18 protein-coding genes and 1 riboswitch are annotated in these 20,247 nt (G+C 62.2%); of the genes, 7 read left to right on the forward strand and 11 right to left on the reverse strand.

The window, feature by feature from the left end; all coding sequences use genetic code 11:
- Positions 1-17: 17 nt before the first annotated feature.
- The 4 genes from ATK23_RS14795 to ATK23_RS14810 all read right to left on the reverse strand — a co-directional run bounded on the left by ATK23_RS14795 (position 18) and on the right by ATK23_RS14810 (position 4,449).
- Positions 18-773 carry a polysaccharide deacetylase family protein gene (locus ATK23_RS14795; RefSeq protein WP_066143600.1) on the reverse strand — a complete coding sequence of 252 codons (756 nt, stop codon included), beginning with the start codon at positions 771-773 and terminating at the stop codon, positions 18-20.
- Positions 774-852: 79 nt separating this feature from the next.
- Positions 853-2,181, reverse strand: coding sequence for an MFS transporter (locus ATK23_RS14800; protein ID WP_066143605.1), 1,329 nt, complete (start codon positions 2,179-2,181; stop codon positions 853-855).
- 84 nt (positions 2,182-2,265) lie between these two features.
- Entirely contained in the window at positions 2,266-3,648 is a 1,383-nt protein-coding gene (locus tag ATK23_RS14805; protein WP_066143608.1) for an FAD-binding oxidoreductase, read from the reverse strand.
- Between the two features lie 33 nt (positions 3,649-3,681).
- The gene (locus tag ATK23_RS14810) at positions 3,682-4,449 is read right to left on the reverse strand and encodes an SDR family oxidoreductase (RefSeq protein WP_066143611.1); all 768 of its coding nucleotides are present in this window, start codon (positions 4,447-4,449) and stop codon (positions 3,682-3,684) included.
- 78 nt (positions 4,450-4,527) lie between these two features.
- On the opposite strand from ATK23_RS14810, the gene ATK23_RS14815 reads away from it, so the two are divergent.
- The 3 genes from ATK23_RS14815 (at position 4,528) to ATK23_RS14825 (ending at position 6,797) form a co-directional block, all read left to right on the forward strand.
- Positions 4,528-4,998, forward strand: a complete 471-nt coding sequence (locus ATK23_RS14815; protein WP_066143613.1) for a MarR family winged helix-turn-helix transcriptional regulator — start codon at positions 4,528-4,530, stop codon at positions 4,996-4,998.
- 112 nt (positions 4,999-5,110) lie between these two features.
- Positions 5,111-6,037 (forward strand): NADP-dependent oxidoreductase, encoded by a 927-nt coding sequence (locus ATK23_RS14820; RefSeq protein ID WP_066143616.1) that lies wholly within the window; start codon positions 5,111-5,113, stop codon positions 6,035-6,037.
- Positions 6,038-6,080: 43 nt separating this feature from the next.
- Positions 6,081-6,797: an NADPH-dependent F420 reductase gene (locus ATK23_RS14825; protein ID WP_083515667.1), complete on the forward strand. Its 717-nt coding sequence runs from the start codon at positions 6,081-6,083 to the stop codon at positions 6,795-6,797.
- A 130-nt stretch (positions 6,798-6,927) separates the two neighbouring features.
- Here the strand turns inward: ATK23_RS14825 and ATK23_RS14830 are convergent, their stop codons facing one another.
- Together ATK23_RS14830 and ATK23_RS14835 are read right to left on the reverse strand one after the other, a co-directional pair.
- Complete coding sequence (locus tag ATK23_RS14830) at positions 6,928-7,422, reverse strand: CoA-binding protein (protein ID WP_066143617.1); 495 nt, start codon at positions 7,420-7,422, stop codon at positions 6,928-6,930.
- Positions 7,422-8,795, reverse strand: coding sequence for an O-acetylhomoserine aminocarboxypropyltransferase/cysteine synthase family protein (locus ATK23_RS14835; protein WP_066143620.1), 1,374 nt, complete (start codon positions 8,793-8,795; stop codon positions 7,422-7,424). Before ATK23_RS14835 ends, ATK23_RS14830 begins: the two co-directional genes overlap by 1 nt.
- 97 nt (positions 8,796-8,892) lie before the next feature.
- Positions 8,893-9,004, reverse strand: a riboswitch (SAM riboswitch).
- Between the two features lie 110 nt (positions 9,005-9,114).
- Between ATK23_RS14835 and ATK23_RS14840 the strand changes: the two genes are divergently transcribed.
- The 3 genes from ATK23_RS14840 (at position 9,115) to ATK23_RS14850 (ending at position 10,914) form a co-directional block, all read left to right on the forward strand.
- Complete coding sequence (locus ATK23_RS14840) at positions 9,115-9,675, forward strand: histidine phosphatase family protein (protein ID WP_066143622.1); 561 nt, start codon at positions 9,115-9,117, stop codon at positions 9,673-9,675.
- Between the two features lie 115 nt (positions 9,676-9,790).
- A complete protein-coding gene (locus tag ATK23_RS14845; RefSeq protein ID WP_066143625.1) occupies positions 9,791-10,288 on the forward strand; it encodes an RNA polymerase sigma factor in 498 nt (165 codons plus the stop codon).
- Positions 10,285-10,914, forward strand: coding sequence for a methylated-DNA--[protein]-cysteine S-methyltransferase (locus ATK23_RS14850; RefSeq protein ID WP_066144126.1), 630 nt, complete (start codon positions 10,285-10,287; stop codon positions 10,912-10,914). The genes ATK23_RS14845 and ATK23_RS14850 overlap by 4 nt, the downstream gene beginning before the upstream one ends.
- 98 nt (positions 10,915-11,012) lie before the next feature.
- Here ATK23_RS14850 and katG read toward each other — a convergent pair whose 3' ends face one another.
- Together katG and ATK23_RS14860 are read right to left on the reverse strand one after the other, a co-directional pair.
- Positions 11,013-13,193, reverse strand: a complete 2,181-nt coding sequence (gene katG / locus ATK23_RS14855; RefSeq protein ID WP_066143628.1) for a catalase/peroxidase HPI — start codon at positions 13,191-13,193, stop codon at positions 11,013-11,015.
- 79 nt (positions 13,194-13,272) lie between these two features.
- A complete protein-coding gene (locus tag ATK23_RS14860; RefSeq protein WP_174520621.1) occupies positions 13,273-13,725 on the reverse strand; it encodes a Fur family transcriptional regulator in 453 nt (150 codons plus the stop codon).
- Between the two features lie 663 nt (positions 13,726-14,388).
- Here ATK23_RS14860 and ATK23_RS14865 point away from each other — a divergent pair.
- A complete protein-coding gene (locus ATK23_RS14865) occupies positions 14,389-16,266 on the forward strand; it encodes a BCCT family transporter (RefSeq protein WP_083515668.1) in 1,878 nt (625 codons plus the stop codon).
- A gap of 84 nt (positions 16,267-16,350) precedes the next feature.
- Here the strand turns inward: ATK23_RS14865 and acs are convergent, their stop codons facing one another.
- The 3 genes from acs to ATK23_RS14880 form a co-directional block, all read right to left on the reverse strand.
- On the reverse strand, positions 16,351-18,312 hold the full coding sequence (gene acs, locus ATK23_RS14870; protein ID WP_066143631.1) for an acetate--CoA ligase: 1,962 nt from the start codon (positions 18,310-18,312) through the stop codon (positions 16,351-16,353).
- 61 nt (positions 18,313-18,373) lie between these two features.
- Positions 18,374-19,201: an ABC transporter permease gene (locus ATK23_RS14875; protein ID WP_066143634.1), complete on the reverse strand. Its 828-nt coding sequence runs from the start codon at positions 19,199-19,201 to the stop codon at positions 18,374-18,376.
- Positions 19,202-19,207: 6 nt separating this feature from the next.
- Positions 19,208-20,230: an aliphatic sulfonate ABC transporter substrate-binding protein gene (locus tag ATK23_RS14880; RefSeq protein WP_066143637.1), complete on the reverse strand. Its 1,023-nt coding sequence runs from the start codon at positions 20,228-20,230 to the stop codon at positions 19,208-19,210.
- Positions 20,231-20,247 lie beyond the last annotated feature (17 nt).

The following is a 20,247-nucleotide window of genomic DNA, read 5'->3' on the forward strand; positions in this document are numbered from 1 at the left end:
GCAGCCGGGACGCGCAGCTATTTGGCAGTGCCAGGTGCTGGCGCCGAGGCATAGGCCTTCGAATTCTCCAGCTGGCCATTGAATAACTGGTCCACGGTGACCGGGGTGTAGCCATCGGCCTTCAATTTCTTCACCAGATCCGGCACGGCCTTGACTGAGCTCTCATGGATGTCGTGCATCAGGATGATCGATCCCGGCTGGACTTCGTCCATGGCGATGCGCACGGTCTTCTTCGGATCATGGTGCTTCCAATCCAGGGTGTCCACATCCCATAGCACCAACGGGTAGGGGACCAGTCGATCATAAACGGCGCCGTGGCTTCCATAGGGAGGCCGGAAGACGGTCGGCTTCTTCCCGGCAGCCTTTTCCACCGCATCGCTGGTCCACCCCAGCTCATGCTCGATCTGCTCCCGGGTCAGCGACGTGAGATCCGCATGGTCCCAGGTGTGGCTGCCCAGCTGGTGGCCTTCGGCAGCCATGCGCTTGACCGTCTCGGGGTACTTGGCGATGTTCTTCCCGACGAGGAAGAAGGTCGCTGGCGCATCCGCCTCCTCCAGTTCGTCGAGCAGCCGTCCGGAGTATTGGCCGGGGCCGTCATCAAAGGTCAACGCCACGCACCGGTCCACGGTGCAGTCCACCTGCTCGCTCGTTGCTGAGGCGATCGGCTGCGCATCGGGCTCAGGTGCTGATACCGGGGAACATGAAACCAGGCATGCCAGTGACAGCGGCCGCAGCAGGGACCGGCGCGCCAGGCCGGGCAAACGCGAGATCATCCTTCCACCCTCTCGCTATCCACGATTGATACCGGGGAACCACACGCCCAAAGCTGCTGGGAGTTTGATCTGCGCTCGCCTAACGCGAGCTGGCTGGAGCCTCACCACCGCGCTCGCCGTCCAGCGCCGCCGGGACCGGATCCGAGAGCGGATGCGCGATCTCGTCGCGGGCAAATCTCCCTGCCCACCAGGCGATAATTCCGAACAGCGGCGAGGCGAGTCCGGCAATGACGAAAATCTCCTGCAGGCTGAGCACCTGGGTCAAGGGCCCGGCGGCCGCCATGGACAGCGGCATCAGCGCCAGCGAAACGAAGAAATCCAGGCTGGAGATCCGCCCGAGCAGATGGCCCGGGACCCGGCGCTGGAGCAAGGTGCCCCAAATGACCATGCCGACGGCATCGGTGATGCCGAAGGCCAGCAGGATCGCGAACAGCATCCAGGCGGCATCGACGTAGCCCACCAGGGCCAGGGGCAGGGTGCCCAGACACCAGCAGGCGGTCATCAGGCTCAAGTAGCGCCGCGGGAATTTCGCGGAGGCGACCAGCAGGGAGCCGATCGCCGAGCCGAGGCCGAAGAACGCCAGTGCGAAGCTGAACAGCCTCGCATCGCCGTGCAGGTTGCCGCTGACAATGAACGGCAGCAGCACCTCGAAGGGGCCGATGAACGTGAACACGGAAATGACCGAGAACAGCAGCGTCCACAGCAGCCAGCGGGTGCGCACCGTGTAGCCGATGCCCTCGCGCAGCTGGCGCAGCATCCCGGGCTGCCCCTGGCCGTCAACCGGCCCCGGCGCGTTGTACGCCTGGCGGTTGGGGATCCTGCGCAGCATCAGCAGCGCCGCCAAGTGGATCACCGAGATGCCGACGATGGCATGCGCCGGCGACAGCGCGGCCACCACGAAGCCGGCGGCCATCGGGCCCAGGGCGGTGTGCACCACCGGACGGGCGGTTCCCTCCAGTCCATTAGCCGCCAGCAGCTGCTCGGCGGGCAGCATCTTGGGCAGCAGCGCGGAGTAGGCGGGGTAGAAGAAGGCCGAGCCGGCCCCGGTGCAGAAGCCGGCAAGCATCAGGTGCCACAGCTGCAGGACCTCGGTCATAGCCAACACCGCGGTGACGCCCATGACCGCCAGCGACAGCGCCTCGACCAACATCACGATCCGCCGACAGGAATGGCGGTCCGCCATGATCCCGCCGAGCAGCACGAAGCACAGCAGCCCGGCGGCGTTCGCGGTGGCAACCGCAGACAGCTCCACCGGTCCACCACCCAGGCGGCGCACCTGGTAGACCATTGCCACGGCCCACATGCCGGCGGCAAAGGTGGAGAAGACGAGTGCGCTGGCCAACAGGGCGTAGTCGGGGAAGGCTAACGGCTTGATGAGGCGCAGCGCAGAGGTTTTGAGCGCGCTCATGAAAGCTCCTGCGGTAGTGCGTAGGAACTATCATCCATCCAGTGATTGAGTTCTGTCAATCAGTAGTGAAATTAAGTTGACCTTCTAATGCTGGCGCAGGGTCAGGCCCCGGTCAAAGAGCAGTTGCGGGTCAACCTGTTCACTGATTTCGATGAGTTTTCTCCCTGTTGCCCCCGGCCAAGCCAAAGCAGCGGCGTCCTGCCGGATATCCGACGAGTATGCGCCGTAGGTTCCCGTGCCTAGCTGCTGGAGTGGGGCGAATGCGGCATCCTGTTCAGCCATTTGCAGTGGATGCATCCATGTGCCTGCCAGCACTTCCTGGTGCCGGTTTCCCCAAGCAGTGGCATCCGCGGGAACTCGGGCGATGGCTCCGCCGAGTCCGCGCAATTCGGCAAGCAGCGTGCCGCGCTGTCCCAGCGAGTCCGCCAGGGCGGCGCCGAGTTCTTCATCGGCCACATCGACCAGTACATCGCGCATCTGGATGCGCTGCTGGCCAACGTGCGGCGTGTTCGGTGTGGGGACGATCAAGGGGTAGGGTACCGCCTGCGTGTGCTCGTCGTGCACCTGCGCGATCTCCATCGCTGCCTGCAAAATTGGACGGGCTGCCATGGCGTCATCACCGGCCCAGACATTGCGCGCTTGAATGGCATGCTGCCCGTCGCCCAGCGCCTGGATCGTCAGGAAGCTTTCCATCTGGTCCGGCGCTTCACGCATCCACTGGCCCCATTCGGCCGTGAAACTGGCTAGATTCCGGCTGACATAGGTCAATTGCTGGTGCAGGATGCGGGAGTTGCCCGGTACCGAGTCCAAGGCCGTGGCCTTGAAGTCGAACGCGGTGGCGATACCGGCTTGGGTGGCTCCGCCGCGCACCGCCCAAAACAGCTCGGGTTCATGCGTATCATCCACCCAGCGGACCTCTCCATCGGCAGTGACCAGCCGGGCGCGGATCATGGCATCCAGGGTCAGGCCCTGTGCGCGGCCAAAGTAGCCGATCCCGCCAGCTGTCGCCAGTCCGCCCACGCCGGTGTCCCCGAAATTTCCGCTGCTGATCACCAAATCGTTCGCAGCCAGCGCGGACGCAATCTGCCCCCAGGTGGCCCCTGCCTCCACGCGGAAGGTTCCGCTTTCCGGATCCAGCAGCTCGAAAGCGCGCAGTCCCGATAGGTCCAGGATGATCCCGCCGCTGTTGGTGGACATTCCGGAGATGCCATGGCCTCCAGAGCGGACGCTGAAAGGGATGCGTTCGCCGGTGCGGACACGCACCTGCGCTGCATATAGCACCGCTTGCTGCACATGCTCTTCCGTGCGCGCCTTGAATACCAGCTGGGGAGATCCGACTGCCATGTAGCTGGAGCGGGCCGCCGCGTAGCCGCTGTCCTGCGCGGTGATTGCTGTTCCGGCCAAGGCTGGAGGGAGGGCTGGCCAGTGGGGTGGTGCAGCAGGGGAGTGATTGCTGGTGCCTGTCATCGTGAAGTTCGTTCCTCGGAAAGTCATGGCGGATTAACTGCGGGTCGTTCCGGCGGTTGCCTGTTCCAGGACCTGGCGGACATGGTGCTTGCCGCGCAACAGGAAATGCTCCGAAGCCATGCCCGGATTGGCGGCCAAAGTTTCGCTGACCAAGCCGAGCTCCTGGTTGGAGACCCAGTCGGGATCGATGAACGGTCGCTGCCGGGTAGCCACCGGACCTAGCTCGTGGGCGAAAACCCGCCTTTGGTCTCCGGCTTCCGCGGTGAGCACGCGGTGCATCATCAGCAGGCCGGCTTGCTCCATGCTGATAATCGAGGATCCAGGCACCGGCTTGCTGGCGCTGCCGCCGAGAATCAGGTGATAGCTGCCGGTGCTCGGCAGGATCGGGAGCCATGCGCGAATGTTGGCCACATGAGCGGTGGACAGGTCCTGGTTGAAGTGTTGCCACTCGTCTTCCGTGACCTCCCACAGCGGCTTGCCCTGCCACCATCCGCCGATGGATGCGATGACATCGGTGACGGGGCCGTACTGGGAGGTGATGCTTTCGGCCATGGCTTGGGCGGTGGCAAAGCTGGTGTATTCGCCAATGGCGAGATGCAGGCGTTGGGAGTCAACGTCGGCAAGGTATTCGCGAAGTTCCGCGCCGCGGGATTCAGCGCGGGTAGGGACGACGACCTCGGCACCGTCCCGCAGCCAGGCGCTAACGATGCCTTCGCCAACTCGGCCAGTGCCGCCGATGATCACGACGCGGCGTGCGCTGAGGTCTGGCCGAGGGAAGCTGTCGATAACGGTGGTGTTCATGGGGTGTCCTTTCTTTTCGTAAAGTTTTCAATTACTGTAACTACAGATAGTTCAGATTCATTCCATCGAGGTCCCCACATGCTTTCGCAACTCAATGAACGCCAAGAGATATGGCGCGGACTGCTCTATGGGCAGCGTTCCATGATGCTGCGCCTCTCCGCGGAGTTGAAGCGCGACTTCGGGTTGAGTGCGGCTCAATTCGAAGGGATGCTGACCCTGGTCGAGTCTCCGGATAACTCAATGCCGGCGACCCAGCTTGCGCAACGCTTGCTCTATAGCTCGGGCTCCGGCTCGCATCTCATTGCCCGTCTGGAAGAAATGGGGCACGTTACCCGCGACAGGGATCCGATGGACGCCCGCGTGGTAGTGGTCGCGCTGACCGAAAGCGGCCTGGAGCTCATCAACTCCGCATTGGAAGTGCACACGGCTTCGCTGGCCCGCGAGTTCGACGACCTGATTGACGACGGGGACCTGTCGGTGCTGCTGGCTTTCGCCCGGAAGCTTGCAGCCAAGGAAGGCGTTATTTCGCAACCATTCTCTGCTGGATAGCCCTGCGCACTTCCCGTCGCCGGTGGTTGCTTGCGAGCTGGAATATGCTTGGATATTTATCTGTTATTACAGATATTAAACTGAACCGCTACCTAATCTAGGAGAAATTCCCATGTCACAGACATTCCGAATCGCGGTCGCCCGCTCCTTTGGCGCACCAGAAGTCATCGAAATCGAAAAGCATCCGCTGACCGAACTGCCTTCAGGCGTCGTCCGCGTCGCGGTTCGCGCCGCTGGGCAGAACCCGGTCGATGCCCGCCGCCGGGCCGGCACCTTCGGCGGTCGACCACCGCTGGTCTTCGGCACCGAGTTCTCCGGAGTGGTTTACCAGTCCAACGATCCGCGCTGGAACGCAGGCGACGAGGTCGTGGGTTGGGGCGCCAGCGGTGCGGTAGCCGACCTGGTGGTCACGGATGGAGCCAAGCTTGCCGCCAAGCCCGAGGGCATGGACTGGCTGGTGGCAGGCGGCCTGAGCGGAGCAGGTTACACCGCGCTCACCGCACTGGACGCAATGAAGTTTCCCGAGGGAGCGCTGATCCTCGTTCACGGTGCAGCCGGCGGCGTTGGCAGCGCCCTGGTGCAGCTCGCGGTCGCCCGCGGTTACCGAGTCATCGGCACCGCCGGCACTGCAAACCAGGACTATCTGCGTGAGCTCGGTGCGCTGCCCGTGGTTTACGGCCCGGGGCTCATCGACCGCGTAGCGCAGGCTTCCGACGGCAAGTCGCTGGATGGCTCCATCGACTTGGCCGGCAGCATCGAAGCAGGCGACCTGGCCCAGCAAATCAGGCAGAGCGGCGGCCAGGCAATCACCCTGGTTCCAGAAACCTGGCAGTCCCATGGCCTGCCGCTGGTAAGCGTGAAGCATGATCCGTCCTACTTCGGCGAAATGGCCAAGGCCTACCAAGCAGGAACGTTCCGCCTGGAAGTCAACCCGCTGCCGTTCACGGAAATCGTGCAGGCCCACAAGAACATGGATGCCAAGCACTCCCGCGGCAAGCTCGTGCTCGACTTGGCCGACAATCCCTACCTCGCAGCCTGATTTCGAATTATCAGGCGCAGAATTACAGAAAGGAATCCTCCCCATGGCTTCTATTGCACTGATCGGCCCCGGCCGTCACGGCACCGCGATTGCCCAGCTCTTTGCGTCCCACGGCGTTGATGTCCACCTCTACCACCACCGCGAGCCAAAGGCCCAGACCGCAGCCGCGCAGGTGCGAGCTGTTGCCAAGAACGCCGAGGTCCGCATAGCCCATGACTTGGCCGCCGCGGTGGAAGGCCAGGAGCTAGTCGTGCTGACAACATTGTGGGACAAGCCGCAGCGGGAGGTCATCGCCCAGCTCGGCGATAAGCTCACCGGCAAGGTGCTGTTGGACGTATCCAACCCACTGGATGTGACCCCGGCAGGCATCATCCCCCGGCCTCCCGTCGAAGGCTCCGCTGGCCAGTTTCTGGCCAGCATCCTCCCAGCAGGAGTGGGCCATGCCAAGGCATTCTCGAATCTGGCGACTGCCTTCATTAACGAGAGCGCGGACATGGAACCACGAGCGGTTCTGCCCTTCGTGGCGGACTCCGCCGACACCGAACGGGTCGTGCGCGACTACCTGGAGCTGACCGGTTGGCAACCCTGGCTGGTTGGAGGGATTTCCGAGTCGAAGCACGTGGAAATCGGCGGAAAATACAATGCTGTCCACGGCCGCTACGGCCGTTCACGCCTCGATGCCAAGGAGATGCTCGAGTATTCTGGCCCAGAAGACTCCTTAACCGGAGTCGAGTCCGGTCGGACTGGGCGTCACGGCTGACTTGTGCTGACTGGATGAAGAACGAAAATCCAGTGATCCTTGCGCTGGAAGTTTTCCGACGCCGAGACGAAAAAAATGAGTGCATGCAACGGGATGTTGCATGCACTCATTAGTTGCAATTCCGGATTTCCTAGGCGAGGACCTGTCGCTTCGAGGAAATCACGCCAGTGTTGAAGCCGGCCAGGCGCAATCCGCCATGGAAGCGGGCGTGCTCGATCTTCACGCAGCGGTCCATGACCACGTTCATGCCCGCGGCCTCGGCGCGATGGGCCACTTCCTCGTGCCAGGAACCCAGCTGCAGCCACAGGGTCTTCGCGCCCACGGCCAGGGCCTCGTCCAGTACGCCGGGCAGGTCATCATGCTTGCGGAAGACCTCCACCAGATCCGGGGTCTCTGGAAGATCGGCGAGCGACTTGTACACCGGCTGGCCCAGGATCTCATCGAGTACCGGGTTGATGAAGTACACCTTGTACCGTGAGGAGGAGAGCAGGTAGGTGGCCACGAAGTAGCTGGCACGCGACGGTTTGTTCGAAGCGCCGACAATGGCGATGGTCTTCGTCTCGCGCAGGATCTCCAGGCGCTGCGCGGCTCCCGGGCCTTCCCAGGTGGTTTCAACGGCAGTCATTAGTTTGCTCCCTTCAAAGCGGTTGGCAAGGCGCAGGCGGAACCGTCATAAGCCGGTGCTTCGAACTGCGCGGCGGAACCGGCGGCAGCTTCCTGCGAAGCGGCCAGCGCTTGGTCCAGATCCCAGAGGATGTCTTCGACGTCTTCCAGGCCCACCGACAAGCGGATCAGGTCTTCCGGCACGCCAGCGGAGACCAGCTGCTCGGCGCTCAGCTGCTGGTGCGTGGTGGAGGCAGGGTGCAGCACCAGGGTGCGGGCATCGCCGATGTTGGCCAGGTGGCTGGCCAGTTGCAGCGCCTCGATGAACTTGGCACCGGCTTCGCGTCCGCCCTTCACGCCGAAGCTGAAGACCGAGCCGACGCCCAGGGGCAGCAGCTCCTTGGCCTGCTCGTGCTGCGGGTGGGAATCCAGGCCTGCGTAGTTCACGTAGGTGACGCGCTCATCGGATTCCAGCCAGGCGGCGACCTGCTTGGCGTTGGACAGGTGGTTGTCCATGCGCTGCGGCAGGGTCTCCAGGCCCTGCAGCAGCTGGAATGCCGACTGGGCCGGCAGGGATGGTCCGAAGTCGCGCAGCTGCTCGCTGCGCAGCTTGGTCAAGAAGCCGTATTCGCCGAAGTTGTCCCACCAGGAGACGTTGCCGTAGCTGGCTACCGGCTCGGTCATGGTGGGGAACTTGCCGTTGCCCCAGTTGAACTTGCCCGACTCGATGACCACGCCGCCCAGGGTGGTGCCGTGCCCGCCGATGAACTTCGTGGCCGAGTGGATCACGATGTCCGCGCCGTGCTCGATGGGGCGAAGGATGTATGGGGGAGTGAGCGTCGAGTCCACTACCAGCGGGATGTTGTGGCGGTGAGCGACTTCGGCCAGGCCCTTCAGGTCGGCGATGTCGCCGGACGGGTTGGCCACCACCTCGGTGTAGACGGCCTTGGTGTTCTCTTGGATCGCGGCCTCGAAGTCCGCGGGATCGTTGGAGTCGATAAAGGTGGTGTCCACGCCGAAGCGGCGCAGCGAGACATCCAGCTGGGTGATGGTGCCGCCGTAGAGCTTCGAGGAGGCGACAATGTGGTCGCCTGCTTGGGCCAGCGCCGCGAAGGTGACGAATTCCGCGGCCATGCCCGAGCCGGTGGCTACCGCGCCGATGCCGCCTTCCAGCGAAGCCATGCGCTCTTCGAAGGCCGCCACGGTCGGGTTGCCGATGCGTGAGTAGATGTTGCCGTACTTCTGCAGGGCAAAGAGGTTGGCCGCATCGTCAGCGTCCTTGAACACGAACGACGTGGTCTGGTAGATGGGCACTGCGCGTGAGCCATGCTCGGCATCGGGGGTGCCTCCGGCATGCAGGGCGCGGGTGCGGAATCCAAACTTGTGATCTGCCATGGTGGCTTACGGCTCCTTGTCGACGGGGTTTCACGTGCACCGCAGGGCGGGCCGCGATCGAGGCAGGAATCCCGGAATCAATGTCGCTTCCTGCCGTTCTCCAACGGGTAAGCGGCTGCATCGTTTCTGGCGGTAGCACCGTAACCACCGGATGTGGCAGGTTGCTGCGGCGTCATCGAACCAGATCTCTCAGCCGCTCGGGATGGTGTAATAATCTTCGCAACATGACCGTTCATGACCCAACTATGAGTCGTAACGTTGCGTATTGGGTCTGCTATCGGAGATTCTTCGACATCTATGGCACCGGTAGGCTGGAGCCATGGATACTTCGCTGGCACTGGTACGGCATGGGCAGACCGATTGGAACCTTGCAGGCCGGCTGCAGGGGCAAACCGATATTCCCCTGAACGAGACCGGACGCGAACAAGCTCGCGAGGTCGGGCGCAAGCTCATCGGCCAAGATTTTTCGCTGATTCTGGCATCCCCCTTGGCACGTGCCCAGGAAACTGCCGTCCTGATTGCCCAGCAGATCGGGGCAGCGACGGGCAACGCAGTTCCGGAACTTATTGAACGCGGTTTCGGCCCGCTGGAAGGCCGGATCATGGCGGAGGTCAGCGACGAGGAATCGGCTGCCGCCGCAGACCAAGTTGAGCCGCGTACGCACATCTTGAACCGCGCGGTGCCGTCGCTGCTGGCCCTAGCCAGAAAGCATGCCGGGCGCAAGATCATGATTGTCAGCCATGGGGCCACCATGCGCACCATTCGCGATGCCTTGGCGGGAACCAGGCAAGCCCAGGGTGTGGAGAACGGTGAAATTATCGACGTGGACTTGGCCCGGCTCGAGCAGCTCGCCGGTGAATCCGACTTGGTGGCATTCTAGGAATCCGTGCGGCAGCGGGGTGAATGAAAAAATTTTTCATTCACACCTCACAGAACAGGTGGCCGTTGCGTTTACATGGTGAGAGGCCAGCAGGCCGCGAAATCCCAGGAGAGCCATGCAAGCACCATTCGAGCGGATAGTCCAAGACTATGGACTGAACGTCCTGCGTGTTTGCCGCGCCCTGCTGGATGAGCACCGCGCGCAGGATGCCTGGTCCGAAACCTTCCTCGCCGCGCTCAAGGCGTACCCGCAGCTGCCAGATGATGCCAATGTCCTGGCGTGGCTGGTGCGCATTGCCCGGAACAAGGCCATTGACGAGTTGCGCAAGCATAAGCCGGAGATCCTCATCAACCAAGATGTGGACAGGCCCGCGTCCGGGACTCACAGCCCGGATCTGCAGTTGGAAAATCTGCAATTGTGGCACGAGGTGAATCAGCTTCCCGGCAAGCAACGGCAGGTCGTGGCCTATCGGTACCTGGGCGGGATGAGCTACGCGCAAATTGCCGAAATCCTTTCCGGCAGCGAAGCCGCTGCCCGCAGGGCCAGTGCCGACGGGATCAAGAACCTGCGTGCCCAGCTAGCAGACCAAGAACTATGGCGGGAGCAGCCATGAACGAAAAAAAATATCGGCCGCAGGCGACGGCCGCTGAAATGCAGATCCTCGACGCGCTGCATGGCCAGCTCGTTGAGCGAGCCTGGGCATTTGAACTTGTCGATGTCGCCTATCGGGTGGTCGACAGCCCAGTGGGTTCATTGCTGCTGGCAAGCACCGATGCCGGGCTGGTGCGGGTGGCATTCGAATCCGAGGGCCATGACCGGATACTTGAGCTGCTTTCGGAAAAGCTCAGCCCACGCATCCTGCGCGACAAGTCGAGCCTGGATGGGACCGCCCGGCAACTCGATGAGTACTTCGCCGGCACACGGCACAGTTTCGAGCTACCGGTGGATCTGCAGCTCTCTACGCAGTTCCGCCGCCAAGTGCAGCTGGAACTGGGGCGCATCGAGTACGGGCAGACCCGCAGCTACGCCCAGCTGGCGCAGCAGATCGGCAAGCCGAAGGCGGTGCGTGCCGTCGGCTCGGCCTGCGCCACCAACCCGATTCCCATCGTGCTGCCCTGCCACCGGGTGCTGCGCACCGATGGTTCGCTGGGCGGCTATCTGGGAGGGCTGCAAGCCAAGACGGAGCTGCTGAAACTGGAGAATCCGGACTTCGCCGGCAGCGCGGCGACGCTTTTCTAACTGCCCATAGCCGGATTAAACAAATGCTGGGCTGTTGCTTCCCATCGGGGGAGCAACAGCCCAGCACTATCTGCCAGAAGCTAGCGGCCGGTTAGCGGCTACTTGGCCAGCAGTTCGAAGCGATCCGCGTCCATGAGCTTGGCCCATGCAGCGACGAAGTCCTTGACGAACTTCTCCTTGGCGTCGTCCGAGGCATAAACCTCGGCGAGAGCACGCAGTTCCGAGTTGGAGCCGAAGACCAGGTCCACGCGGCTGCCGGTCCAGCGGCCGTCGGTGGTGGTGTAGCTCTGCTCGTCTGCCGACGGGGTCCACTCCAGGCCGAGTTCCAGCAGGTTCGCGAAGAAGTCGTTGGTCAGAGCGCCCGGGGTGTCGGTGAAGACGCCCTTGTTCGAGCCGTCCCAGTTGTTGCCGATGACACGCAGGCCGCCGAGCAGCACGGTCATCTCCGGAGCCGACAGGCCCAGCAGGTTCGCGCGGTCGATCAGCAGGTACTCGCTAGGCAAGTTCAGGAAACCGGAGTCGTAGTTGCGGAAGCCGTCAGCGACTGGCTCCAGCCAGGCGAACTGCTCTACGTCGGTCTGCTCCTGGGTTGCGTCAACGCGACCCGGGGTGAATGGAACCTCGACCTGCTGGCCGGCTGCCAGGGCAGCCTGCTCAACACCGACGTTGCCGGCCAAGACCACAACATCGGCGAAGGATGCCTTGATCTCGGAAGTGGCGTTGAACTGGTCAACGATTTCCTCGAGCTTGGCGATCACTGGCTTCAGCTGCTCCGGCTGGTTCACCGACCAGGAAACCTGTGGCTCCAGGCGGATGCGGCCGCCGTTGGCGCCGCCGCGCTTATCCGAGGAACGGAAGGTCGCTGCGGCCTTCCACGCGGTGGAGACCAGCTGCTGCACCGAAAGGCCAGCACCGTTGATCAGGGACTTCAGCTCGGCGATTTCCTTGGCACCCAGGGTGGTTTCTGGAGCAGCCGGCAGCGGATCCTGCCAGAGCAGGTCCTCGGCTGGAACCTCTGGGCCGAAGTAGCGGGACTTCGGGCCCATGTCGCGGTGGGTCAGCTTGAACCAGGCGCGGGCGAAGGCGTCGGCGAACTTGTCCGGGTTCTCCTTGAAGTTCTTGGAGATCGGACCATAAATCGGATCGAAGCGCAGTGCCAGGTCGCTGGTCAGCATGCGCGGTTCGCGCTTCTCCAAGGTATCGAACGCAGGCTGAACCAGGCCGGCTCCGCCGCCGTTGACCGGGCGCCACTGCTTAGCACCTGCTGGCGACTCGAACAGTTCCCACTCGTAAGCGAACAGGATGTGGAAGAACTCGTTGTCCCAACGGGTTGGGTGGTAGGTCCAGGTCACTTCCAGACCGGAGGACACGGTGTCTGCACCCTTGCCGGTGCCGTGGCCGTTCTTCCAACCCAGGCCCTGCATTTCCAGCGGAGCTGCTTCTGGATCCGGACCGATCTTGTCATCGGCGTGGGCGCCGTGGGTCTTGCCGAAGGTGTGGCCGCCAGCGATCAGCGCTACGGTCTCTTCGTCATTCATACCCATGCGGCGGAAGGTTTCACGGATGTCGATGGCCGAAGCCAGCGGATCCGGGTTGCCATCTGGACCCTCGGGGTTGACGTAGATCAGGCCCATCTGGACTGCAGCCAGAGGGGCTTCCAGATCGCGCTTGCCGGTGTAGCGCTCGTTGTCCAGCCACACCTTTTCCGGGCCCCAGTAAACGTCGTCGTCAGCTTCCCAGACGTCCTTGCGGCCGCCGGCGAAGCCGAAGGTCTCGAAGCCCATGTCCTCCAGAGCCACGTTGCCAGCCAGCAGGATCAGGTCTGCCCAGGAGATGGCCTGGCCATACTTCTTCTTTACCGGCCACAGCAGGCGGCGAGCCTTATCCAGCGATACGTTGTCTGGCCACGAGTTCAATGGGGCGAAACGCTGCTGGCCTGCGCCGCCGCCACCACGCCCATCGTGGGAGCGGTAGGTGCCGGCGGAGTGCCACGCCATGCGGATGAAGAACGGACCATAATGTCCGAAGTCTGCTGGCCACCAGTCGTGGGACTGGGTCATGATCTCGGCCAAGTCGGCCTTCAGGGCCTCCATGTCCAGTGCGTTGAACGCCTCGATGTAATCGAAGTCCTCATCCAACGGGTTCGATACCTGCTGGTTCTTAGCAAGGATCTTCAGGTTCAGCTTGTTCGGCCACCATTCGGTATTGGCGTTGCCCTGGGTTGGGTGAACTCGACCCGCGCCAACTACTGGGCACTGACCTGCGGTCGTCTCAGACATGTGCTCTTCCTTCCGGATTTTTAGGGGATTGTGCGGTTCATGTCCGCCACGCGGGAACGAGTCCTGCGTGATGGCAAATCTAGGGATTTACTACGACATCTTTCTGCGCATTCGCGGCCTGGCAATCAGGGCATGTGCCCCAGTAGATCACTTCGGCCTCGTCGATGCTGAAGCCGTGATCGTTGGACGCATGCAGGCACGGGGCGCCGCCGACAGCGCAGTCGACGTCCGCCAGCTTGCCGCACTGGCGGCACACCACATGGTGGTGATTGTCGCCAACGCGGGCTTCGTAGCGGGCGGTATGGCCCTGCGGCTGTATCTGCCGGATGACTCCCAGCTTCGTGAAAAGCTTCAGCGAATCGTAGACAGCTTGGTGCGACACATTGGGGTGCCCTTCGCGAACGGCCGAAATGATGGTTTCGGTATCCGCGTGCGGGTGCGCAGCGACAGCGGACAGCACCGCAACGCGGGGTTGCGTAACCCGCATCGATGCCGCCTTCAGCACCTGCTCGATCCCTGCCTTTGATGTCATGTAACCAGCATGCCTGCTTATTTTGAACGAGTCAAGATAAGTTCGACTGTATTTCAGGTTACAAGTTGGTGAGTGGCAACAATGGGTCGAAAAGTTTTCTGTGCAGGAAGTATGCCTTATGAGGAATGCCTTGGTGGGAGGGGATCGAAGCTGAGGCGATTGTTGAATCCCGGATATTTCAGACGAATAAACAAAGTGGAGAATAGGTCATTCCGACTTCGGAAGTAATTCGGGGCGGGTAAGGATTTCGTGGAAGCGGAAACCGGAAATCCGAGCGAGGCGAGGAAGCTCACACGGATGGCGGTACCAGCGAAAACATCGTGATCCAGAGCGTATCCAGCGTTGGAAATGGCGTGAAATCAAGGATCTGATTTGACCCTCGGTGAGATGTCGACAATGCTGGAAAAGGCCCATTTTGGGATTTATCGTGTCAATTCCGTGTTAAATCGGTTCAGCTCGCAGGAATAATTCGCGGGATATTTGCGCAGAATAGCTGTTTCATTCAAGCAGTTCTGAAGCTAGATTTAAACACAACGGACCGACACCCGAAAAGCAATTCGCAATCAATCACACTGCATGGCGATCGTTGACTCGAGAAACGATGGCTGGGCAGATTCCGTCTGGAACTTCTCCACGGGATCTCACCAGTGAAGGAAGAACGCAATGAAGCAGACGGATCAATCAATCGTAGACCTCGTCGAGGAACTGCATTCAGTTCGCCACAGGCGACCTAAGAAGTACTCCCTTTCCGGTACGGATTATTGGGTATTCGGAATCGCCGGCGTTATCGCGCTGGCATTCATCATTTGGGGTTTTTCCACCCCGTCGGGGCTGGGCATGGCCTCCAGCGCAGCCTTGGACTGGGTTATCACCAACACTGGTTGGCTTTTTGTCATCGCCGCCGCATTATTCGCGGTCTTCGCTATTGTCGTAGCGGCCAAGAACTTCGGGCGCATCCCGCTGGGCAAGGACGGTGAATCGCCACAGTTCTCCACGGTTTCGTGGATCTCGATGATGTTTGCCACCGGCATGGGCATCGGACTGGTCTTCTACGGGGTCGGTGAACCGCTGTACTTCTACATGTCGCCTCCTCCGGGAACCGTGGAAGGCTCCACCAGCGAGGCACTGAGCACCGCTATGGGCACCACGCTCTTCCACTGGACGCTGTTCCCATGGGCCATGTACGCGATTGTCGGCTTGGGCATGGCCTACGGCAGCTTCCGGCTGGGACGCCCGCAGCTGTTCTCCGCCATGTTCAGCTCGCTCTTCGGCGACCGCGCCATCCACGGCTGGGGCGGCCGCACGATTAACATCCTGGCTATCATCGCCACGCTCTTCGGCTCGGCCTGTTCGCTGGGCCTTGGCGCGTTGCAGATTGGCGGCGGCATCCAGGCCACCGGGATGATGGAGAAAGTCGGTTCCGGCGTTCTGGTGGTCATCATCGCGATTTTGACTGCCTTGTTCGTTGCTTCCGCTGTTTCCGGCATCGAGCGCGGCATCCAGTGGCTGTCCAACACCAACATGGTGCTGGCAGTGATCATCGCGTTGATCGTATTCATTGGCGGTCCAACGCTGTTCATCCTTAACGTCATCCCTAACGCCATTGGCTCCTTCATAGGCGACTTGCCGGAGATGGCTTCGCGCACGGCGGCTGGCGATGTTGCAATGTCTGATTGGCTGTCCTCGTGGACCGTCTTCTACTGGGCCTGGTGGATCTCCTGGAGCCCATTCGTCGGCCTGTTCATCGCCCGCATCTCCCGCGGCCGCACGATTCGCCAGTTCGTTACCGGCGTGCTGCTGGTGCCATCGACTGTCACCTTGATCTGGTTCTCGATCTTCGGTGGCGGCGCAATCGGCATTCAGGAACGTGCCGAACGCGCCGGGGAAACCGGGGAAAAGCTGGCCAATATCGTCGATGGCGCCCCAGATATCAACTTCGATCTGATCCTCTTCGACATGCTCGGCCGCCTGCCGCTGGCAGGCTGGGTGGCTACCGTGCTGATGGTCGTCACCGTGCTGCTGATTGCGATCTTCTTCGTGACCGGCGCAGACTCGGCCTCGATCGTGATGGGTGCGCTCAGCGAACGCGGCGCCGAAGAGCCAACCAAGAAGGCGGTGATCTTCTGGGGCGTGGCCACCGGTGCTGTTGCCGCGGTGATGCTGCTGGCTGGCGGTGATCATCCGGCGGAGGCATTGAACGGCCTGAAGAACATCACCATTGTTTCGGCGCTGCCGTTCGTCATCGTGATGCTGCTGCTCTGCGTGGCGTTGTGGAAGGACTTGAGCAACGATCCGCTGGTGCTGGGCGACAAGGTGGCCCGCAAGGTGCTTGAGCATTCCGTGGGCCAGGCGATTGACCGCCATGAGGGCAGCCAGTTCAGCTTGATGACCACCGAAATTCCTTTGGTCAGTGTCGATGGCAAGGAGGCTGAAGTGAAGATCTTCGCCACCGAAGCCACCGAGGCCACCATTGACCCGGTGAAGGACGGCAAGAAAACTGAGGGCGACGGCGAGAGCCCGAAGCCAACTGCCGGGGAGTAATTACCGGCAAAGCAAGTGAAGCTTCTTCCCGATTCCGGGAAGAAGCTTCACTTTATTTAACCTCTGGTGGCTTGGCCTGGCTGATTAGCCGCGAGCGCGGCAGATCGCGTTGATCTCCGGGATGCACGGCTCATTCTGCAGACTTGTCGTATCGCCGAGCGTGGTGCCCTCGAACAACTGGGTGAGCAGGCGGCGCATGATCTTGCCAGAACGCGTCTTGGGCACATCTGGAACCAGGACGATTTCACGCGGCTTGGCAATCGGGCCGATCTGGACCGCGACGGTCTCGCGAAGCTCGGCGATGAATTCGGCCTGCCGGGCAGCGAGATCCGCATCAGGCGACTCGGCGATCAGGGTCTTGTCCAGCGGCACCACGAAGGCGGTAGCAGCGTGTCCGGTCTTGGGATCCGGGGTGGGGCAGACCCCGGCTTCCACCACACCGGGGTTGGTGACCAGCGCCGACTCGATCTCGATGGTGGACAGCCGATGGCCGGAAATGTTGATCACGTCATCGGTGCGGCCCAGGATGTAGATGTCTCCGTCCTCATCGAAGCGGGCACCGTCACCGGCCAGGAACCAGCCTTGCTCGACGTATTGTTCCCAGTAGCTGGTGTAGTAGCGTGCCGGATTGCCCCAAACGGTACGGGCCATAGACGGGCCGGTGCGGGTAATGACAATATTTCCCTGCTCGTTGGCCGGCATGCTGCGGCCATTGGCGTCAACGATGTCCACCGAAATGCCCGGCAGCGGACGTGCGGCGCAACCCGGCTTGAAGTGCTCATCCGTAGGCAATGGGGAAAGCACTGTCGCGCCGGACTCCGACTGCCACCAGGTATCGACCATGGGCAGGCCCGCCGCGGTGTCGCGGCCAATCTGCTGGCGGAACCATTTCCACGCCTCGGGGTTGACCGCTTCGCCCACGGTGCCGCCGATCTTCACCGACGACAGGTCGTATTCTGCCGGGATGCCGTCGGGGAACCAGCCCATCAGCGAGCGGACCAAGGTGGGAGCGGTGTAGTAGCTGGTGACCTTGTAGCGTTCGATGACCTCGAAGTGCCGGCCCGGATGCGGGGCGTTGGGCACGCCCTCGTAGATGACCTGGGTGACGCCGTTAGCCAGTGGACCGTAGATCTCGTAGGTGTGGGCGGTGACCCAGGCCAGGTCAGCGGTGCACCAGTGCACATCGTGCTCGCGCTGGGACTCGTCTGGATTGGCGAACAACATGTTGTAGCTGGTGGCCGCCTGCGTCAGGTAGCCGCCGGTGGTGTGCACCAGGCCCTTGGGCTGGCCGGTGGTCCCCGAGGTGTACATGATGAACAGCGGCGTCTCGGAGTCGAAGAACTCCGGGGTGTGCTCGGTGGACTGGGTATCAACCGCCTCATGCCACCAGACGTCGCGGCCCTCGGTCCACGGGATCTCATCTCCGGTTCGGCGGATCACCAGCACCTTTTCGATTACGTTCTCGCCGGCAACTGCCGCATCGGCGTTGTCCTTAACCGGGACCGAGGTGCCGCGGCGGAACTGGCCGTCGGTGGTGACCAGCACCTTCGCCTTGGTGTCTTCCACGCGGAACTTCAGCGCTTCGGCAGAGAACCCGCCGAAGACCAGCGAGTGGATGGCGCCGATGCGGGCGCATGCCAAGGTGATGACGATGGTTTCAATGAGCACCGGCAGGTAGATGACCACGCGGTCGCCCTTCACCACGCCCAGGGATTCCAAGGCATTGGCAGCTTGGGAAACCCGCTCCTGCAGATTCTTGTAGGTGACTGCAACGCGGTCGCCGGGTTCGCCTTCGAAGTACAGCGCAACCTTCTCGCCGCGTCCTGCGGCGACGTGGCGGTCGGCGCAGTTCACTGCCGCGTTCAGCTTGCCGCCGAGATACCAGGAAATTTCCGGGCCGCGCTGCGCCTGGGGGTCAGCCGGAATGATGCGGCTGGTGGTGTGCCACGGGGTGTCCCAATCCAAAAGGTGCGCCGCTTCGTCCCAGAATTCCTGGCGTGCCGCCTCTGATTCAGGTGCTGAGGTTGTTGCCAATTCGGTGGTCATTGCAAACTTTCTTTGGTGGGGGAAGGGATAGCGTTGCCAGCCGGTGCTAGCTAGTCCGGGGCTAGGTCCAGCGTTTGATCGCCCAGCGTTCGGCTATCGATAGCAGGGCATCGGTGATTTTTCCGAAGACGGCCAGCAGCACGATGGTCATGATCAGGCGGTCCAGGCGGCCATTGTTCTGCGAATCGGTGAGCAGGAAGCCCAAGCCCATCGATGCTCCGAGCAGTTCAGCCGCGACCAGGAAGAGCCACGCTTGGGCCAGTGCCAAGCGCAGTCCGGAGAAGATGGAAGGGACTACCGCGGGCAGCTGGACTGTGCGCAGCAGCTTCAGTCCCTTCAAGCCGAAGGAGCGAGCGGCCTCGATCAGGTGGGCATCGACATGGCGCAATGCCAAGGCGACGGTGGTGAAGACCGGGAAGAACGCGCCGATGATCACGAGCGTGACCTTGGAATCTTCGCCCATTTTCATCCAGAGCACCAGCAACGGAACCCAAGCCAGCGAAGGGACGGCGCGCAGGGCGCTGATGCTCAGGCCCAGAAACGCATCTGCCAATTTGGACAGGCCGACGAGGGCGCCCAGCGCCAGGCCGAGCAGGGAACCAAAGGCGAAGCCGAGCAGAACACGCTGGGTGGAAATGCCGATGTGCTTGCCAAGATCGCCATCTTCGAGGAGCTCAAAGGCGGCGGCAACGACCGAGCCTGGAGTCGGCAGCGTCCACGGGGCAACGGTGCCGCTCACCGTGACGAATTGCCAGACAGCCAGGGTGGCCAGCGGCAGGATCAGCGCAAGCAGCCATTTGGGTGCTCGCAGGATCGTTGTGGCGATGCCTGCCTTGTGCTTGGCAGGTGTCGGATTTTCCCGGGTATCAGCTACGTTTGCGGTGCTCATCGCTGGTTACTCTCCGGAGATCTTCGTAGCATCTGCCTTGAGGGCAAACTGGTCGTCAACGAGGGTTGCCAGTGCTTCATCTACGGATTCCTGCTTGGAAACATCGCCGCTGGCCACCAGGGTGGGGCCAATGTTGCTCAGCACTCCGGTGAATTTGGCGTCGGGAACCGCCGGAACGTCCAGATTGGAGCGTTCCTCGATCACGGTCTTGGCAACTTCTGGTTCGAGCCCTGCAACGTCGGCCAGGATCTCAGCGGTTTCCCCAGGGTTCTCGGCAGCCCAGCCGCGAGCCTTCTCATAGGCGTCGACCACGAGCTGGGCCAGTTCGGGGCTTTGCTCGATGAAATCTTCGCGGGCGTTCAGCGCACCGTAGGTGTTGAAGTCCAGGTTCCGGTAAACCAGCTGCGCGCCGTCTTCTTCGGCGGCGGCCATGATTGGATCCAGGCCGCTCCAGGCATCGACCGAACCGTTGACCAGCGCGGTGCGGCCATCGGCATGCTGCAGGTTCTGCAGCTTGATGTCATCTTCGCTCAGTCCCGCGGTGTCCAGAGCCTGGAGCAGGAAGAAGTAGGGATCGGTGCCCTTGGTGGCGGCCACGGTCTTGCCTGCCAGGTCTTCAACGGACTCGATCTTTGAATCCTTGTCCACTACCAGGGCTGCCCATTCCGGCTGGGAGTACAGGGCGACGGTCTTGATTGGTGCACCGTTGGAACGGTTCAGCAGCGCTGCGGAACCGGCGGTGGAACCGACATCAATAGCACCGGCGCGAAGCGCCTCATTGGCCTTGTTGGAACCTGCGGACTGGATCCACTCGACGTCAACGCCCTGTTCCTTGGCGGCCGCATCCAGCCATCCCTTTTCCTTGAGCACCAGGCTCAGCGGGTTGTACGTGGCAAAGTCGATGGACAAGGTCTGATCACCGGAGTCGGCCGTAGCGTTTTCGCCAGCGCAGCCGGTCAGGGCAACTGCGCCCATGAGCAAAGCGGCGGCGGACAGTGCGGTGCGGCGGGAGAAGCGGTTCAAGAGCATGGAGAATCCTAGAATTA

Source organism: Glutamicibacter nicotianae (genome assembly GCF_002797775.1).
Taxonomy (GTDB): domain Bacteria; phylum Actinomycetota; class Actinomycetes; order Actinomycetales; family Micrococcaceae; genus Glutamicibacter; species Glutamicibacter nicotianae.

Coding starts and splice junctions, on each gene's coding strand:
- ATK23_RS14815 (WP_066143613.1), top strand. CDS start 4,528: ATGCTTTCGCAACTCAATGAACGCCAAGAGATATGGCGCGGACTGCTC.
- ATK23_RS14825 (WP_083515667.1), top strand. CDS start 6,081: ATGGCTTCTATTGCACTGATCGGCCCCGGCCGTCACGGCACCGCGATT.
- katG (WP_066143628.1), bottom strand. CDS start 13,193: ATGTCTGAGACGACCGCAGGTCAGTGCCCAGTAGTTGGCGCGGGTCGA.
- ATK23_RS14860 (WP_174520621.1), bottom strand. CDS start 13,725: ATGACATCAAAGGCAGGGATCGAGCAGGTGCTGAAGGCGGCATCGATG.
- ATK23_RS14875 (WP_066143634.1), bottom strand. CDS start 19,201: ATGAGCACCGCAAACGTAGCTGATACCCGGGAAAATCCGACACCTGCC.
- ATK23_RS14805 (WP_066143608.1), bottom strand. CDS start 3,648: ATGACAGGCACCAGCAATCACTCCCCTGCTGCACCACCCCACTGGCCA.
- ATK23_RS14830 (WP_066143617.1), bottom strand. CDS start 7,422: ATGACTGCCGTTGAAACCACCTGGGAAGGCCCGGGAGCCGCGCAGCGC.
- ATK23_RS14795 (WP_066143600.1), bottom strand. CDS start 773: ATGATCTCGCGTTTGCCCGGCCTGGCGCGCCGGTCCCTGCTGCGGCCG.
- ATK23_RS14840 (WP_066143622.1), top strand. CDS start 9,115: ATGGATACTTCGCTGGCACTGGTACGGCATGGGCAGACCGATTGGAAC.
- ATK23_RS14820 (WP_066143616.1), top strand. CDS start 5,111: ATGTCACAGACATTCCGAATCGCGGTCGCCCGCTCCTTTGGCGCACCA.
- ATK23_RS14835 (WP_066143620.1), bottom strand. CDS start 8,795: ATGGCAGATCACAAGTTTGGATTCCGCACCCGCGCCCTGCATGCCGGA.
- ATK23_RS14845 (WP_066143625.1), top strand. CDS start 9,791: ATGCAAGCACCATTCGAGCGGATAGTCCAAGACTATGGACTGAACGTC.
- ATK23_RS14810 (WP_066143611.1), bottom strand. CDS start 4,449: ATGAACACCACCGTTATCGACAGCTTCCCTCGGCCAGACCTCAGCGCA.
- ATK23_RS14880 (WP_066143637.1), bottom strand. CDS start 20,230: ATGCTCTTGAACCGCTTCTCCCGCCGCACCGCACTGTCCGCCGCCGCT.
- ATK23_RS14800 (WP_066143605.1), bottom strand. CDS start 2,181: ATGAGCGCGCTCAAAACCTCTGCGCTGCGCCTCATCAAGCCGTTAGCC.
- ATK23_RS14850 (WP_066144126.1), top strand. CDS start 10,285: ATGAACGAAAAAAAATATCGGCCGCAGGCGACGGCCGCTGAAATGCAG.
- acs (WP_066143631.1), bottom strand. CDS start 18,312: ATGACCACCGAATTGGCAACAACCTCAGCACCTGAATCAGAGGCGGCA.
- ATK23_RS14865 (WP_083515668.1), top strand. CDS start 14,389: ATGAAGCAGACGGATCAATCAATCGTAGACCTCGTCGAGGAACTGCAT.